Source organism: Stenotrophomonas sp. YJH_SMC_123 (assembly GCF_059368215.1).
Map to the genome: position 1 here is coordinate 315,545 of NZ_JCAFRM010000003.1, position 17,440 is coordinate 332,984.

The 17,440-nt window shown below is 65.2% G+C and carries 10 protein-coding genes and 2 pseudogenes; 5 read left to right on the top strand and 7 right to left on the bottom strand.

All coding sequences use genetic code 11. The features are described 5' to 3' along the window. Positions 1-669: 669 nt before the first annotated feature. The 7 genes and pseudogenes from AC5P5W_RS09640 to AC5P5W_RS09670 form a co-directional block, all read right to left on the bottom strand. The gene (locus AC5P5W_RS09640; RefSeq protein WP_495221065.1) at positions 670-1,047 is read right to left on the bottom strand and encodes a DUF6869 domain-containing protein; all 378 of its coding nucleotides are present in this window, start codon (positions 1,045-1,047) and stop codon (positions 670-672) included. 262 nt (positions 1,048-1,309) lie between these two features. After that, on the bottom strand, positions 1,310-1,765 hold the full coding sequence (locus tag AC5P5W_RS09645) for an SEL1-like repeat protein (RefSeq protein ID WP_142235068.1): 456 nt from the start codon (positions 1,763-1,765) through the stop codon (positions 1,310-1,312). A gap of 52 nt (positions 1,766-1,817) precedes the next feature. Continuing rightward, positions 1,818-2,385 (bottom strand): annotated as a pseudogene (locus AC5P5W_RS09650) (RHS repeat-associated core domain-containing protein); the annotation flags it as partial. A gap of 562 nt (positions 2,386-2,947) precedes the next feature. Continuing rightward, on the bottom strand, positions 2,948-3,484 hold the full coding sequence (locus AC5P5W_RS09655; protein WP_239508259.1) for a hypothetical protein: 537 nt from the start codon (positions 3,482-3,484) through the stop codon (positions 2,948-2,950). A gap of 317 nt (positions 3,485-3,801) precedes the next feature. Beyond that, the gene (locus AC5P5W_RS09660) at positions 3,802-5,157 is read right to left on the bottom strand and encodes a Gfo/Idh/MocA family oxidoreductase (protein WP_197574549.1); all 1,356 of its coding nucleotides are present in this window, start codon (positions 5,155-5,157) and stop codon (positions 3,802-3,804) included. 65 nt (positions 5,158-5,222) lie between these two features. Further along, positions 5,223-8,198 carry a TonB-dependent receptor domain-containing protein gene (locus AC5P5W_RS09665; protein ID WP_197574982.1) on the bottom strand — a complete coding sequence of 992 codons (2,976 nt, stop codon included), beginning with the start codon at positions 8,196-8,198 and terminating at the stop codon, positions 5,223-5,225. A gap of 134 nt (positions 8,199-8,332) precedes the next feature. After that, a pseudogene (locus AC5P5W_RS09670) lies at positions 8,333-11,692 on the bottom strand (TIM-barrel domain-containing protein). 322 nt (positions 11,693-12,014) lie between these two features. Between AC5P5W_RS09670 and AC5P5W_RS09675 the strand changes: the two are divergent. From AC5P5W_RS09675 to nagA, 5 genes are read left to right on the top strand one after another with little or no spacing between them, the layout of a single operon-like run. Next, positions 12,015-13,169 carry an SIS domain-containing protein gene (locus AC5P5W_RS09675; protein ID WP_197574981.1) on the top strand — a complete coding sequence of 385 codons (1,155 nt, stop codon included), beginning with the start codon at positions 12,015-12,017 and terminating at the stop codon, positions 13,167-13,169. After that, on the top strand, positions 13,162-14,100 hold the full coding sequence (locus AC5P5W_RS09680; RefSeq protein WP_046433033.1) for an ROK family protein: 939 nt from the start codon (positions 13,162-13,164) through the stop codon (positions 14,098-14,100). The genes AC5P5W_RS09675 and AC5P5W_RS09680 overlap by 8 nt, the downstream gene beginning before the upstream one ends. 16 nt (positions 14,101-14,116) lie before the next feature. Further along, positions 14,117-15,451: a D-tagatose-bisphosphate aldolase, class II, non-catalytic subunit gene (locus AC5P5W_RS09685; RefSeq protein ID WP_014648754.1), complete on the top strand. Its 1,335-nt coding sequence runs from the start codon at positions 14,117-14,119 to the stop codon at positions 15,449-15,451. Positions 15,452-15,484: 33 nt separating this feature from the next. Then, positions 15,485-16,261, top strand: coding sequence for a DeoR family transcriptional regulator (locus AC5P5W_RS09690; protein WP_014038836.1), 777 nt, complete (start codon positions 15,485-15,487; stop codon positions 16,259-16,261). Next, complete coding sequence (nagA, locus tag AC5P5W_RS09695; RefSeq protein ID WP_197574980.1) at positions 16,258-17,373, top strand: N-acetylglucosamine-6-phosphate deacetylase; 1,116 nt, start codon at positions 16,258-16,260, stop codon at positions 17,371-17,373. The genes AC5P5W_RS09690 and nagA overlap by 4 nt, the downstream gene beginning before the upstream one ends. Positions 17,374-17,440 lie beyond the last annotated feature (67 nt).

The window sequence follows — 17,440 nt, forward strand, 5'->3', positions numbered from 1 at the left end:
CTTCCCAACCTGGCTGGGGTACGCCCTGGCCCACATCCAACTAGGTAATTCACGCAGTGGCAGCTCCTGTTTCGCCACAGTCTCCAACTTGATGATCTCAGTTTCGCCTCGTTTAGTTAATTCTAGTCCGCGCTCCTCGCGGTTTCCGGGCAGCATGACCTCGGGTTTACTGCTGCCCTTAGCTCCCGTATTCCATCCCGCACATATCCTATGTGACCCAGATGGCAAACCTTCAGCACGTAACGAGTCTTGTCCGGATAGACATATCCAACAACCGGAACCGGAGTAGTACTTGTACCAATTACGGCACCCCCCTCTGCCGAATCATAGACTTCGATCACGCCCTCCGGCACAACTTCCCTGCCCTTGCGATCGCAAGAGGTGATAGTGAAGACTGAGCAGATAAAAATAATGGGAATAAATTTCATCATCTTTGCCCGCGCTGAATGGTTGAGTCATCAGACATCCACCAAAGCAGGTGGTTTATTGATTCCGGAAGATTCATTTTCGCGGGCTGAAGCTCCTTGCCAATCTCCCGCATGCACTTCCGCAACGGCCTCCCGCATTTATTACTTATTGCACTGCACTCCCCCTGCGGCCTCGCGGGCCATGCCGATAGCGAAGCTGCCAAGCGTAGTCATAAGGCGTTCGAGCGTTACCCATGGCAGCCTAACCTGATGTGGCAGCACGTTGTACCCGCCGCCACACCTCATCCGACATCGAGTTCTTCCACGTCTGAGCGAGGAGATCCCGAAGAGACGGGTCGTGTTTTGCCAAGCGTTCAACCCTCTCGATCTCGGTTTCGCCGTGGGCAACCAGGTAGTCCTCCAAAGGTCCGGCAGCAAGATTGGAAAGTAGGTGCGCATCTACATCCATCCGCCTGACAGCCTCAATGAATTTCCAACCTTCGCTAGGATCTCGCTGGATGATGTCATCAACTTCATCCAGCCCGCCTGTGAGCGGATCCCGCTCAATCGCATCGATTGCGAGCCGATTAAAATTGACCCAAGCTTCAGCTATTTTTTCCACGCGCTCTTTATCAAACATTATGTATATCTCAAATTGATTGAGCCATAGTCACCCATTGCCAAGCCTCATTGCTATAACCTGCACAGCGCTTTGCTGCAGAATCAGCAAGCAATCGCCTCAACCGCGCCTGCTTGTTTTGAAGTTGCTGCACATGCCCATCTATTGACATACGACCGGTAGCCGAAAGCCCACGCCCATCCTCTGCGCACCATGTGAGCCTGGGGACTTAGTGGGTAGCTGGACGTTACTAGCCCTCAATCGGCAAGTGATCTCTCTCTCCCTATCGTTTACTACCGCATCGTTGAGCTGCTATGCGGGCCGCTCGCTCAAGTTCAGAGTCCGCGGCTCTCACCCCGTTCAACGCGGCAATCTTGAGCCATGCGTATGCCTCACTTGATGACGCGCAGTCCTTCTTGTCCTTCAACATGAAGAACACGTTGTACTGTGCAATCGGGTGCCCCAGTGCTGCGGCATAGACAAGCCACATGTGGGAGCTGCCAGCCGTGCCTCTGCCCTCAAAGTGGCGTGAGATTCGAAACGCTGCCTCAGCGTCGCCCGCGTCTGCGCGGCCAGTCAACGCAAGTAGCTGCTTATCATCAAGCTCAGCGCCACTATCCGTCGCGATCGAGCCGTCAAGCTCAACCACCGGCCTTTCCGGCTGAGGGGGCACCTGCGCATTTACATACCCTGCACCCACCAGATACAGGAGAAGACCAGTCTTCTTGAACATGCTCATTTGACCCCACCCTCTTTCATGAAATTCACCCACTCTCCAGGATTGCTTTTTATCCGTCTTGGGTCTGGGTCAGGCGACCCAGCGCGTCATAGGCGTACTTGGCCAGCGCCGTCGAGCCTGTGCCGTTCTTCAGCTCGGTGATCGAACCGACGGGATCATAGCCATAGCCCAGCGACAGGCCACCGGCGGCCGGGTCATGCACCGCCTGCGGGCAATAATCCAGATCCAGCGGACGCTGCAGCTGGCGGCCGTTGCCATATGTCCAGCCAGTGGCCGGACCGAAGGCCGCGTAGGTCACGTTGTTCCCCACGAACTGGCGCGCCTGGCCGGGCCGGGTCAGGCCGATCTGGCTGATGCGGCCCTGGGTATCGCGCACGTAGTCGGCCACGCTGCCACCCGGGTAGGTCAGCGCGGCCAGGCGGCCCGCCTTGCTGTAGGCATAGCGCAGCGTGCTGGCAACGCCGTTGACGGTCTGCACCTTGCGGGTGACCTGGCCGAAGCGGTCGTGGCAGTACTGGGGGCAGCCATTGGCGTGCAGCACCTGCCCCAGACGCCCCTTGGCGAAGCCGCTTGTCTGCGGCCCAGGCAGCGGGTGCTACGTCATAGCTATAGCCCATATCCGGAGGATTCGACAGGCAAGCGCATCGCAGCTGTGGAAGGCGATCACGACACGGGCGCGCTGGCCTAAAGCCCTCACACTCGCTCCCGCGACCGACGACCTCGCAAGATCTATGACTCCTTCGCTTGCCGGAGACGGAGCAGGCCGACAGACCCGATTTTCCACATGGCAAAAGCTATGCAAAGAGAGAAAGCGACAAACGCCAAGCCCGTAAATCCATAGTCTCGGCCTCCATCAGCAAGATCAATCAGCACAAAAGCAAGGATTACTATATTCACGGCAGCTGCAAGGCAAGCAACTAGCCTGAGTGCCCAGAAGAACATGATGTAGTAAGCCCGAAGGAATCGATTGTATTTATTCATCTCAAGGACACCCGCACCCATTTCCAGTCGGCGTAGCTATCTGCCCAGAAACTGTGTAACCAGATCCCGACATGACGCCAAACCCAACTCCAGGCAGCGGAGGAACAGAAAGGGATCCACCACCCACCTTATCTCTTCCCATATCGTCCAGTGAGAACAGGCGACGAAACGACGCCCAATTATCACCGTCCTTATTGCCCTTCATAAGATTATCTGAACCTTGAATGGAGCCGCCAATCGATGGCCCCCAACCGCCCGCCATTTCAGAGTATCGATAGACGCCCCAAGATTTCTTTGGCAGCGGCCCTGAGCTCTTCGAAGCATTGGCTGACGTCCCTGCGCCAAGATGCGCCCCACCGCCCGCGGGTCGCTGACGCGGGTAGCGAGGATCACGCTACGAATCTGATCTTCGGAGGAGTACTCCTGCCCTGAGTGGATGTAGACCCAGTCGGTAGTAACGATCTTCTCGGGTCTGACCCGGTAATCGTAGATGACCTTCTTTCCAAGGACGCGTTGGCGTTTGACATGCCAATCGAAGGGTTTGTCCTTTTCGTACTGGGAAAAGAGCGACTTGATGTCCTTCTGCACCGCCGCTTCGGTGGCTCGCGGCTGGCCCATCGACAGGTAGCTCTCCCACTTCTTCTGCACCTCCTGCGCCTGCGCAGCCCAAGGAGCCAAGCTCCCTAGCGCGATCATCGCCAGTGCGGCACACGAAATGGTCTTCAGTCGTTCCAACATCCCTGTTCTCCTTCCTGGACGAACACAGCTCCGGCGGGAACGAGAACGTGGGGCAGCTGCCTCACCACGTCATGCTTCGGATCGTCCCTGGTCCGGAATGCGGCCATGACCGCACGGGGAACGTTATCTCCGATGTGGTTTACACATTCAAGTCAGAAACTGTGGAGTGGGTCGGATTTCAGAGTTTTCTGATAAAGCGAGCGACCGACCGAACAAGCAGCCAGGCGTGGGCTCGGCTCTACAAGACGAATGCTTCCAGAAACAGAAACACCGGGCAGTGCCCGGCGTCTCCGTCACAGCGTGGAAGGGTGTAAACCTCAATACTTCCCGTCGAACGCGAAGATCGGCTTGCGCGTCTTCCACGCACCAGCAGTAAAGTCCGGGAACTCCAGCGTCTGGAAGCCGTTGGCGATCGACTGCTCGCTCAACGGGGTGATCGCACTCCAGGTCACCGCGTCGTAGATGTCGATCGGCATCGGTGCCTTGGCCTTCAGTGCTTCAACAAATGCATGGATGACGAACCAGTCCATGCCACCGTGGCCGGCGCTGGCGGCGGTGTCGGCATTCTGCTTCCACAGCGGGTGTTCGTACTCATCCTGGTACTTCTTGAACTCCTCCCACTGGTGCGGCGGGCTGCGGCCTTCGATGTGGACCGAATGGTTCACGTCCATCCACAGGCCCTTGGTGCCTTGCACACGGAAACCCATTGAATACGGGCGCGGCAGCGAGGTGTCGTGCTGCAGCAGGATGGTCTCGCCGTTCTCGCAGGCCAGCGTGGTGGTGACGATATCGCCGAGCTTGAACTTCACCTTGGTGCTGGGGTGGGTGGTGCCGCCACTCTTGGCCACGGTGTATTCGTGCAGGCCGCGTGCCTTGGTCGCGAAGGCGTTGATGTGGGTGAAGCGGTTGCCACGGTTGATGCCGGTGTACATCGCGCACGGGCCGATGCCGTGACTGGGATACAGCTCGCCGTTGCGCTCCACCGAATGCTCGGTGCGCCAGCGTGCTTCGCTCCAGCCCTTGGGACCGAACTCCACGCCGCTGTCGTAGGGCTGGTTGGGATCGCCGGAATTGAACTTCACGCCGCGCAGGTCGTGCTGGTAGCCGGCCTGCAGATGCACCAGTTCGCCGAACAGGCCCTGGCGCACCATCTGCAACGCCGCCATCACGTCGCGGCGGTAGCAGACGTTCTCCAGCAGCATGTACGGGGTACCGGTGCTCAGTTGCGTCTTCAGCACGTCCCAGTGGTCCTGCAGGGTGATGCCAGCCACCACTTCGCAGCCGACGGCCACACCGGCCTGCATCGCGGCAATCGCCATCGGTGCGTGGTATTCCCACGGCGTGGCGATGATCACGCCATCGATGCCCTTCTGTTCCAGAAGTCGCTTCCAGGCGTTGGTGTCGCGGTCCTGGCCATAGGTCTTCGGCGCGGGCTTGCCGGCCTTCGCCACCATCTCTGTGGCACGGCCGAGCATGATCGGCTCGATATCGCAGACGGCAACCACTTCGACGTCGTCGCGACGCACCAGTTCCTTCAGCAGCACCAGCCCGCGCATGCCGGTGCCGATCATGGCCAGGCGCACCTTGCGCCCGCGTGCCCAGGCGGGGGTCTGCGGCAGCAGGCTGCTGGCGGCGACAGCGGCGCTGGCCGCGATGAATTCCCTACGCTTCATGGCAAACATCTCTCCTCTTGGCAGCGTGCCGGCCGCAGCCGGCACGCCAGGTCACGCAAACGGAATTACTTGAACCGGTAGCCGATGGTCACACTGTAACCACGGCCGAAGATGGTTGCGTAGTCACTGGAGTCACCCAGGAAGCTGTTCGGGTCGTAGAACGGCAGGCGGTTGAACAGGTTCTTGACGGTGAAGCTCAGGTTCCACGCATCATCCGGGCGCCAGGTGACGCTCATGTTGGCGGTCCACCACGACGGTGCACCATCGCACTTGCTCTTCTGCAGGGCCAGGTAGCCGCCGGTGCAGGTTTCCTTGTTGTTGCTCTCTTCGTCGATCTGGTCGGTGGCCCACTTGGTGCCGCCCACGTAATTGACGAACATGCTGGTGGTCACCTGCTTGTAGGTCCAGTCGGCATTGAGCGTGGCGCGCAGGCGCGGATTGTTGTAATAACCCACAACGTCGCCGTAGTACCAGCCGTTCTCCGCGTCCATGTAGAAGCGGTTGCGGTTGGCGATGGTGGCGGCCAGGCCGATGTTCAGGTTGCCCCAGTCGCCCAGCGAGAAGCGGCTGCGCGCATCGATGTCGAAGCCGTCGATCAGGGTCTTGCCGCGGTTCTTGTACTGGCCGACCACGCTGGCCACGTTGCCGGCGGAGTAGCCCGGCAGAGTGGCCGGGCAGCTCACGCCGCTGGCCGGATCGGCGCACATTGCCGCCAGCTGGGCCAGGTTGGCACGGTCGCTGTCGGTGATCGGCGAGCGCGACATCGAGATGATGTCTTCCATGCGGCGATAGTCCGGCGCGACGATTTCGTTGTTGCGGTAGATGAACCAGTAGTCGGCCGACACCGACAGCCAGCTGGCCGGCTCGTAGACAAAGCCGAGGGTGGCGATCTTCGCCTTCTCCGGCTTCAGGTCCTTGTTCGGCTGGGTCATGCGCGCCACGGTGCGGCTGCAATCGACGTTCAGCAGGCTCTTGCCCAGATCGACATCGCCCGGCCGCTGCGACTTCAGCAGCAGGTTGGCGATGGCATTGGTCTCGCCGCAGCGCAGTTCGTCACGGAAGCCACCGAGCTGTGCGAACACGCCGCCATTGCCGGACTCGGCCAGGCTCGGCGCGCGGAAGCCGGTGGAGTAGGTACCGCGCAGCATCAGCTGGTCGAACGCCTGGTACTTGAAGCCGATCTTCGGCGCGACGTTGGCGCTGAAGTTCGGGTACTTGTCCACGCGGACCGCGGCGTCCAGCTCCAGCTTGTCGGTGATCGGTGCCACGGTCTCGGCGAACAGCGCGTAGGTGTTGCGCTTGCCGTCGAACCACGAGCCGCCCTGCTGGGTGATCAGGCCGTTGGCCGCATCGGCGTTGCCCGGGGTGTAGAAGGTTTCGCGGCTGGCGTTGAAGCCGAACGCGGCGCGCATCTCGCCGGCCGGCAGCTGGAACAGCGGGCCTTCGATCTTGCCGTCCAGGGTGTGCAGGCGGGTCCACGACTGGATGTCGAAGGTCGGGAACGCTTCACGGATCAGCGCGGCGTTGGCTTCGCTGATCTCGCCGAACTTGTACGCCGGATGGTCGGAGATGATCACCCGACCGGTACCCGGATCGATCGTGTACGGGCCGAAGGCCTTCTCGAAGCCCTTGGTGTTGACGTTGATCGTCTGGTAGGTGGTGGAGTGGGTACCCGCGCTGGCGAAGGCGGTTTCCCAGTTCCAGTCACCCCGGTTGCCACGCGCACCGGCCAGCACGCGGTAGCTCTTGTCGGTATTGCGCTGGCCGAAGTAGTTCGGGCCGGCATCCTGCAGCAGGTAGTTCAGGCCGACCACGCCGCCCATCATGGCCCTCAACTGCGGGCTGGCGTGGTTGTACTCGTTGTTCGGGCCCAGGAACGGGTACAGGAACTGGTTGACGGTGTTGCCGGTGTTGCGCGAGAACCAGCTGGTCGGGTTGCCGGTCGTGGTGCCATAGGTGCGCGGCGTGCCGCCGTTGGCGCGCAGGTCGATGTCGGTATAGGTCGCCTCGGCGAAGATCTCGGTGTTGTCACCGACCAGGAAGGTGCCGTTGAGGTAGGCGGTGTTGCGCTCGGACTTGGCGCCGGCATCGATCTCGTTGTTCATCCAGGTTTCCCAGACGCAACGCGGGCCGGCCGCTTCACTGGTCAGCACGTTCCTGCAGCCCGGCGCAGCTTCCTGCACGCGGCGGCCGGTGACCGGATCGAAGGCGAAGTAGGTGCCCGGGTTGAACTCGCCCGGCTTGCTGCCCACGCCCAGGCGCAGGTTGTTGAGGTAGTTCGGGTTGTTGACGTAGTACTGGTCCGGACGCTTGTCGTAGAAATCGCTCAGCGGAATCGCGTCGCGACGGTACATGTTGACCGCGCCATAGATATTGAAGCGGTTCTCGGCCAGGTCACCGAAGCCGGCGGTGATGCTGGCCTGGCGCTCACCGTAGGAATCGATGCGCGAGGAGGTGTCGTTGGTGAAGCTGATCTCGGCACCCTGGAAGTTGCGCTTGGTGATCACGTTGATCACGCCGGCCACCGCGTCGGTGCCGTACACCGCCGAGGCACCGTCGGTCAGCACTTCCATGCGCTCGATGGCCGCCGCCGGGATCGCATCGATGTTGACGAACTGGGTCTGGAAGCCGGCCGGCGCACCGTAGTACGACAGGCGGCGACCGTTCAGCAGCACCAGCGTGCCCTGTGCGCCGAGCCCGCGCAGGTTGGCCTGCGAGGCACCATCGGAACCGGTGAACAGCGAGCGCGCATCCTGCTGCGCAGGGCGTGCGGCCGGCAGGTTGTCGAGCACCTGCAGCAGCGTGCGCGCACCCATGTTCTGGATGTCCTGCTTGCTGATCACCTGCACCGGCGAGGCGGTTTCAACGTCGGTGCGGCGGATGTTGGAACCGGTGACCTCGATGCGGGCCAGGTCGGTGGCCTTGTCCTTGCTCTCTTGGGCGAAGGCAGGAACGGCGACCGACAGCAGCACGCCGGCGATGGCCAGCGTCAGCGGAGCGATCGGGCGGCAGGGGGGGCGGTGGTGGCGGGCGGGCAACATCGGGGTTCTCTCCTGGCAAGGGTGCGGCGCAACTGGGTGAGCGCGTGGGCGTTCGGCGGGCAAAACGCTCCCGGGCCACGGCCATGAGGGCCGTAGTCGGGATGGGGCGGGGGAGGAGCGGTGTTACGTGGGGGTCATGGGGCGACGATGCTGGCGGAGTCGCCCTCCTGGCCGATCAGTACGGCGTTGGCCCAGTTGGCACAGACCTGGGCGGGTTGGCTGCCCTGCGCACCCAGCGTGCGCAGGCTCAGGGTGGAAAGGCCACGGATGTCCAGCTCCGGCTTGACCACGCCGGGCGCCTTCACCAGGCCGCTGTCGTACAGCAGGCGGTTGTCGCCCCATACCTGGAACTGCAGGCCGCCGGCGTTGCGGCAGGCGTCGTCGATGCCGAGGTCGGCACGCAGCAGGTGCCAGCCGCCCTGCAGGCGCAGGTCGATGCGGCTGTTGGCGCCGACCCCCAGGCCACGGCGGAACTGCAGGCCGTTCATGCGCATGCCGGCGTCGCCACGGAAGGACTGGTCGGTACGCAGCTGGCTGGCCAGCGCGGCCGGCACCGGCAGCTCGGAGAGATAGCGCTGCCGGGCCGGTCGCTCCGGTTCCTAGTGTTCGAGAATGTGGAAGGTGGACAGGGCGATCGGGCCGACATCGCGCGGCTGCAGTGCATCGAACGCGCGGGCGCTGCCCTGTGCGGCGGTGACCATCGGGTCGGTGCTGCTGGCGCCGTCGCCTTCGGGGTTCTGCACGCTCAGCACGCGGAAGCGCAGCAGGCGGCCGGCGTGGGCCGGGAAGTCGATGCGCTGCACGCCTTCCTTCAACTGCAGGCGGCCGCGGGCGATCGGCTCGCCCCACTCACCGTTGCTGTCGCCCAGGTAGACCTCATAGTCACGTACCTGCCCGTGCTTCCAGTTCTTGTCATTGCGTGGCGCGATGTCGATGCCATCGATCATCTTCCGCTCGCCGAAGCCGATCACCCACTCGTGGGCGCCGGTGCGCACGGCCTGGTTGCGCACGCTGCGGAACCAGGTGGCCGGATCGTCGTCGAAAGCATTTTCCAACGCATGGCCAGGCTCTTCGGCCGGGCGGTTGACCACCAGCAGGCTGTCGGCCGGCAGTTCGCGGCCCAGCACCGGTGCGGCCGGATAGGCATCATCGGTGGCTGCGGCAGCGACTGCGAAGTCCAGCTGCAGCTGCAGTGGCTGGCGGATGTCCTGGGTGGCAGTGCGCACATGCACGGTGCCGCGGCGGTCCTTGGCATCGAAGTACCAGCCCTCGTTGGCGCTGTTGAAGGCGGCAGCATCGGCCAGCGCCGGCAGCGCGCGGCCACCGGCCTGCACCGCACGTGGTGCCTGCCGGCTGAGTACGCGCAGGCCGTAGCGGCGCTGCGCCAGCTGGCCGTTGTACTGGCCCTGCACGGCGTCGATCTGCACCTGCACCGGGCCACTGCCCTGCGCCGGCGCCTGCACGCGGATCACCTGCGTGCTCGACTCGCCCTGCTGGTAGCGGCGCGTGTTGCCATCGTCTTCGTACAACGTGTACTGCGAGTCGCCCTGCGGGTACAGGTCGAAGGTCACTTCATCGAGCGGCTTTTCGCCATCGAACAGCATCGACGGGTACATCGGCAGGATCGCACCGGCACGCACGAACACCGGCAGCGTGGCCAGGTCCACCTGGCGGTCCAGCTGGCGGCCATCGGCGGCGGCCTGCACGCGACGGCCATCCCAGTAGTCGATCCAGCCGCCGGCCGGCAGGTGGATGTCGCGGCGCCAGCCACGGCTGGCGGCCTGGCTGCGGTACACCGGCGCCACCAGCAGGTCGCGGCCGAGCAGGAACTGGTACTTGTAGGTTTCATCCTGCGCATGCGGATCGCGCGGGTTGTCCCACATAAGGCCACGCACCGGCGGTGCACCGGTCTGCGCGGCCTCGTGCACCAGCCCATACATGTATGGCGTCAGGCGCATCTTCAACTTCAGGTAGTCGCGGTTGATGCTGCGGTAGGGCTCGTCGTACCACCACGGGTGCTTGCGCGCGTTCGACGACCAGCCGCTCATGCCCATCAGCACCGGCGTGAACGCCTTCCACTGCAGGTCGCGGGTGAAGGTCTCGGCGCTTCCGCCGAAGATCGCATCCACATCGCCGCTGGCGTAGGCCATGCCGGACAGGCCCGAACCGACCAGGGTCGGCACGTGCCAGCGGATGTAATCCCAGCTGCTGCTCTGGTCGCCGGTCCATGCCACCGCGTAGCGCTGGATGCCGGCCCAGCCCATCACCGTCCACAGGAACGGGCGCGAATCGGAATTGTCGAGGATGCCGTTGAATGCCTGGCGGTTGGCGTCCATCGCGAACTGGTAGCCCTTGCCGGTCCAGGCCACGTCCAGCTTCTGCACACGGCTGCCGGCCTTGCCCACTTCCCACGCGATCTTGTCGACGCCGTTCTCGGTCCACAGGCCGGTGCGGAAGCCGTAGCCGGCCAGCCCCTTCACCGTTTCCGGCAGCTGCTTGTAGCCGCAGCCGTAGCCATCGTTGGGCAGGATCCAGCCACCGGGCATGTCGTGGGCGCGGTACTGCTTGGCCACGCTGTCGATCACATCGGGCGTGGTGCCGGTCGGGCCGTCGCTCCAGCCTTCGGGCACGGTGCCGGGCTTCCTGCTGTTGTCGCCGTCGTTGTAGCAATCGGCATCGCCGTAGGACAGCGCCCAGCGCGCGACCATGTTGGGGCGGCCGGTCAGCTGGGTGTAGCGTTCGATCAGCTTGGGCAGGTCGGCGCCCACGAAGTAGTACGCATCGAAGCGGTCTTCGCGATGCAGCAACGTGGCCTGGTCGCTCTGGCGCAGGTCGTAGCTGCCATCGCTCCATGTATTGCGCAGCATGCCCCAGCCACGGCTGCTCAGCAGCATCGGCGCCGGGCTCGGCCGATCGCCTTCTTCCCAGCCACCGGAATAGGACACCTCCAGCTCGCGGCCCTTGAACTGGTAACGGCCGTTCTGCTGGCCACCACCGAAGTAGCCCTCATCGGCCTGCGAGGACAGCACCTGCACGCTCTGCGTGGCATCCAGGTCCAGCGGTTGCAGTTCCTGCCACAGCGCGGTGGGCTGGCCATTGTCCAGCCGTTCCAGGCGCAGGCGCAGCGGCTGCCGCTGTACATGCAGTACCAGTGCCTCGGTACGCACGCGGATTTCCTGTGCGTCTTCTTCCAGCTGCGCCTGCACGCTCGCCTTGGGCTGCGGCAGCACGATCGGCGCGGCCTTGTCGCCGGCGCCGGTCAACGTGCCGTTGCGGCCGGCCTGCACGCGGATGATGTCGGTCGCCGGCAGTTCAATGCGGATGCGCGCGCCCTTGTCGGTCTGCAGGTCCCAGCCCTGCACGCCGTCGCGGCTGGCGCTGGCGCTGACCGTACGCAGGTTGCCGACCGGCTCGGCGCGGGCCGTCATGGACGCCAGCATCAAGGCCGGCACCAGGGCCAGCATCAGCGGCGAGCGACGAACGCAGTTTTCCACGCGGACTCCCAACCCGTTCACCGGGCGTTTCGAAAGCGATTGGGCCGACTCTAGGGCAGCGATTCGAAAGATGTCAACAAATTGAAAGGAAAAAGGAAGATATATTCCGTTGAAACGAAAGTTGTTGCGCCGCAATACTTTGTGTAAGCGCTTGCAGGCGCCTGTTAAGCATTGTGCGATACGGAATTCCGTCGGTCCTTTCGTTTTTCCCGGCATCGCGGGCAAGGCAAAGCCACTCACCTTTTTTCTTTCTTTTTACTTTCGATGTTTGACATTTCGAAAGAAAACGCAGATGGTGCGCTGGCCCAACTGGAACCTCCGAATGGACGTCACCCTGCTTTCCGATGTGTCCGCCTGGCAGCGCCTTGGCGGAGCCGATACCGCTACCGAAATCGCCCAGCAGCCTGCGCTGTGGGAAGCCCTGGCACAGGACCTGTCGCGTGCCCGCGACCGCCTGCAGGCCTTCCTCGGCGACAGCCTCAACGATCCCAACCAGCGCGTGCTGTTCACCGGCGCCGGCAGCTCCGGCTTCATCGCCGAAATGGTGGCCGACGCGATCAACGCGCAATGGCTCGCCGAGGTGCGCGTGGTGCACACCACCAGTCTGCTGACCCACCCGGCGCTGTACCTGCAGCGCGACCGTCCGACCCTGCTGGTCTCGTTCGGCCGCAGTGGCTCCAGCCCGGAGAGCGTGGCGGCGGTGGACCGCGTGCGCAGCGACGTGGATGACGCGCGCTTCCTCGACATCACCTGCAACGCCGATGGCGAGCTGGCCCGCCGTGCCGCCAGCCGTGCCGACACCTGCACCCTGCTGATGCCGTCGGCCAGCTGCGACCGCGCCTTCGCCATGACCAGCAGCCTGACCTGCATGCTGCTGGCCGCGCTGACCGTGTTCGATCGTTCGCCGTGGGATGCGCGCGTGACGCGCCTGAAGCAGATCGCCGCGCTGGCCCGCGAAGGCCTGGCGCAGTGGGATGCACCGGTGGCGACACTGGCGCAGCGCCCGTTCAACCGCATCATCTACCTCGGCAGCGGCCCGCTGGAAGCACTGGCACGCGAGTGCGCGCTGAAGGTGCTGGAGCTCACCGCTGGCCGCGTGCTGGCGCTGGCCAACACACCCCTGGGCTTCCGTCATGGCCCGAAGTCGACGCTGGATGGCAACACCCTGGTGGTGGTGCTGCGCAGCGTGCAGCCGCTGGCGCGCCGCTACGAACAGGACCTGCTGGAAGAACTGCGCCGCGACGGCGTGGCCGGCCAGGTGCTGGCGATCGGTCCGCATTCGGACATCGGCGCCGACGACGAATACACCCTCACCGTGCCGGCACTGGACGATCCGTGGCTGGCACCGGTGTGGCTGGGCTTTGCGCAGCTGTTCGCACTACAGCGCTCGGCCGCGCTGGGCCTGACCCCGGACAACCCGTTCCCGGACGGCACCGTCAACCGCGTCGTCAAGGGCGTCACCATCCACCATGGCTGAGCTGATCGCCCACGCCTGCTACGGCATCGACATCGGCGGCACCAAGATCGAGCTGGTGGCGTGCGATGTGGCGATGCAGGTTACCTGGCGCCGCCGCGTGGCCACCCCACAGGGTGACTACGACGGTTTCCTGCAGGCAGTCGTGGCGCTGGTCGCCGAGGCCGATGCCGCACTGGGCCGCAGTGATGCGGCGATCGGCATCGCCCTGCCCGGCGTGCGCGACCGCCGCAGCGGCCGCCAGCTCAGCGCGAACGTGCCTGCGTTGACCGGCCACAGCGTGGCCGCGGACCTGCAGGCGCGGCTGCAACGCCCGCTGCATTTCGGCAACGACCTGCAGTGTTTTGCCCTGTCTGAAGCACACGGCGGTGCCGCCGACGGCTACCCCAGCATGTTCGGCGCCATCCTCGGCACCGGTGCTGGCGGTGGTTTCTGCGTGCAGGGCCGCCTGCTGACCGGTTTCAACGGGCTGGCCGGCGAATGGGGCCACTGGAGCGTGCCCGGTCATCTGCTGCAGCGCCACGGCCTGCCGCTGATCGACTGCGCCTGCGGCCTGCAGGGCTGCGTGGAGCGTTATGTGTCCGGCAGTGGCGTGGCGATGATCGAGCGCCACCTTGGTGGCAGCGCCGCCGACGCCAGCGCGGTGATCGCCCTGGCCGAAGCCGGTGATGCCCGCGCGCGCAAGGCGCTGGACATCCATCGCGACCTGCTCGGCCACAGCCTGGCCGCGCTGGTGCTGGCGCTGGACCCGCACGTGATCGTGCTCGGCGGCGGCCTTTCGCAGTACGCGCCGCTGTACCAGCACCTGCCCGCCGCCATCGCCGCCCACCTGTTCAAGGGTGTGCAGGTGCCACCAATCGTGCCGCCACGCTTCGGCGATGCCGGTGGCGCACGTGGTGCCGCCCTGCTCGCCTGCCAACCCTCGTTTTCCTGATGTCCGGAGCCTGACCATGTCCCCGTTGCAGACCCTGCTTGCTTCCCACCGCGCCGGTGCCAATGTCGGCCTGTACAGCGTCTGCTGCAGCAACGAGCAGGTGCTGCGCGCGGCCATGCACGTGGCACAGGCACATGGCACCGTGCTGCTGGTCGAGGCCACCTCCAACCAGGTCGACCAGTTCGGCGGCTACACCGGCATGACCCCGCCGCAGTACCGCGATTACGTCGGCACCCTGGCCGATGAGGAAGGCTTCCCACGCGAACGGCTGATCCTGGGCGGCGACCATCTCGGCCCGAATGCCTGGCAGAAGCGCCCGGCGGCCGAAGCGATGACCCACGCGCGCGTGCTGATCGAAGCCTACGTCGCCGCCGGTTTCCACAAGATCCACCTCGACTGCAGCATGTCCTGCGCCGATGACCCGGTGCCGCTGCCCGATGCCATCGTCGCTGCGCGTTCGGCCGAGCTTGCCGAGATCGCCGAACGCACCGCCGCCGAACACGGCCTGCCGCCGCCGGTCTACGTGATCGGTACCGAGGTGCCGATTCCCGGCGGCGAAGCCTCGCTGGCCGAAGGCCTGCAGGTGACCACGCCGGCTGCCGCCGCGCAGACCCTGGCCATCCACCAGCAGGCGTTCGACACGCCACAGCTGCGCGATGCGTGGCAGCGCGTGATCGCGATGGTGGTGCAGCCGGGCGTGGACTTCGACCACAGCAGCGTGCATGAGTACAACCCGGACGCCGCCCATGCGCTGGCCGACTTCCTCGAGCGGCAGCCGCGCATCGTGTTCGAAGCGCATTCCACCGACTACCAGCGCGAAAGCGGCCTGCATGCGCTGGTACGCGACCACTTCGCCATCCTCAAGGTCGGCCCGGCGGCCACCTTCGCCTACCGCGAGGCGCTGTTCGCGCTGGCCGCGATCGAGGCCGAACTGCTGCCGGCCGCACAGTGCTCGCACCTGCCGCAGGTGCTGGACGAGGTGATGGTGGCGCAGCCGAAGTACTGGCAGTCCTACTACCAGGGCGATGCCGCCGCGCTGCGCCTGCTGCGCCGTTATTCCTTCAGCGACCGCTGCCGCTACTACTGGGGCGAGCCGGCGCTGGTACAGGCGGTGCAGACCCTGTTCGCCAACCTGGAGCAGCATGCGCCGCCGCTGGTGCTGCTCAGCCAGTACCTGCCGGAGCAGTACCGCGCCGTGCGCGAAGGCAGCCTGGCCAACACCCCCACCGCGCTGGTGCAGCACCGCATCGGCCTGTGCCTGGGTGAGTACGCCCGTGCCTGCAGCGCCAACCAGGCCGGACCCCGCACGCAGAACGCAGGTTCGGCTGCCGGCGTTCCTGCGAACGGCTAATCTCTACCTTTTCCCGCAAAACCGAGAATGGCCATGCGCAACACCCGCTCCCGCCGGCAACAGATCCTGCAGCTGCTGATCGAGCACGGCTCGGTGCAGGTGGCCGATCTGGTCGAGCGCTTCGGCGTGTCGGCGGTGACGATCCGTGCCGACCTGACCCACTTCGAATCGCAGGGCCTGGCCAACCGCACCCACGGCGGCGCGACCCTGGTGCGCACGCCGCCGCAGGAACAGGACATCCATGAGAAGGACGCGCTGAACCTGCCACTGAAGGAATCGATCGGTGCGCGCGCTGCGCGCCTGGTGCAGCCGGGCGACAACATCATCATCGATTCCGGCTCGACCACGATGACGCTGGCCCGCCACCTGCGCGCGCATCGCGACGTGACGGTGATGACCAACGGCCTGAACATCGCCTGGGAACTGGCCAATGCCGCGGGCATCACCGTGCTGCTGACCGGTGGCCTGCTGCGCCAGCAGTCGCTGTCGCTGCAGGGCAGCCAGGCCGAAGCCAGCCTCAACTCGTACAGCTTCGACACCCTGTTCCTGGGCGTGGACGGCCTGGACCTGCAGTTCGGCCTGACTACCCACGACGAGGCCGAAGCCCGCCTCAACCACCGCATGGTCGAGCGTGCGCGCCGCATCGTGGTGCTGACCGATGCCTCCAAGTTCGGCCGCGTCAGCCTGCACCGCATCGCCCTGCTGGACCAGATCCACGCCATCATCACCGACGCCGGCATCGACGATGCAACCCGCGAAGGGCTGCAGCGGCTGGGCATCGAAGTGATCATCGCCGAGCCCACCGCATGACCGACACCCGCACCCTGCATGGCCGCATCCTCACCCCGCTGGGCTGGCGGCGCGGGCACGTCCACTTCGATTCACGCGTGCGCCGGCTGCAGGTGGACGACCACAGCGGCGCCGACGACCTGCAGCTGCCGGTGATCCTGCCCGGCTTCGTCGACCTGCATGTGCATGGCGCGGCCGGCGTGGACCTGATGCAGGGCGGCGACGTGGCACGCACCATCGCCCGCACCCATCTGCGCTTCGGCACCACCACGCTGCTGGCGACCACCATGACTGCCGGGCTGGACGAGATCGAGCACGCGCTGCACGGCGTCGCTGCGGCGATGGCGGCGCCCGATACCGACGCCGCCAGCATCGTCGGCGTGCATCTGGAAGGACCGTTCATCAGCCCGCAGCGGCTGGGCGCACAGCCCAATCGTACGATCGAGGCGACGGTGGCACTGGTGCAGCAGCTGCACGCGCTGGCGCCGATCCGGGTGATGACGCTGGCGCCGGAGATCGGCGAGCACACCGCGTTGATACCCGCGCTTTCGGCGATGGGCATCCGCGTGCAGCTGGGCCACAGCGCCGGCACCTACGAGGAGGGCGTGGCGGCGCTGCAGGCCGGTGCCTCCGGTTTCACCCATCTGTTCAACGGCATGACCGGCGTTGACCACTATCGCCCGGGCATTGCGGCGGCGGCGCTGGCGCATGCGCAGTACGCCGAGATCATCCCCGACCTACAGCACATCCACCCCGGCGTTATCCGGCTGGCCGCGCGCGCGATCCCGCGCCTGTACGCGGTGACCGACGCGACTGCCGCCACCGGCATGCCCGACGGCGAGTACGCGCTGGGCGAGCAGCGCGTGCACAAGTGCGGCGGCTGCGTGCGCCTGGCGACGGGTTCGCTGGCCGGCAGCGCACTGACCATGGACCAGGCGCTGCGCAACCTGGTGCGCGTCGGCCTGGACCTGGCCGACGCCTCGCAGCGGGTTTCCACCTTCCCGGCCGACTATCTGGGCCTGGGCAATCGCGGCCGCATCGCGCCCGACGCCCGCGCCGACCTGGTGGTGCTGGACGCCGAACTGCGCCTGCAGCAGGTGGTCATTGGTGGGCGCGTGGTCGATCTGACCTGACGCAAGCGATGCGGCCCGGATGCCGCGCGGGCTCCCTGTAGAGCCGAGCCATGCTCGGCTCACCGCG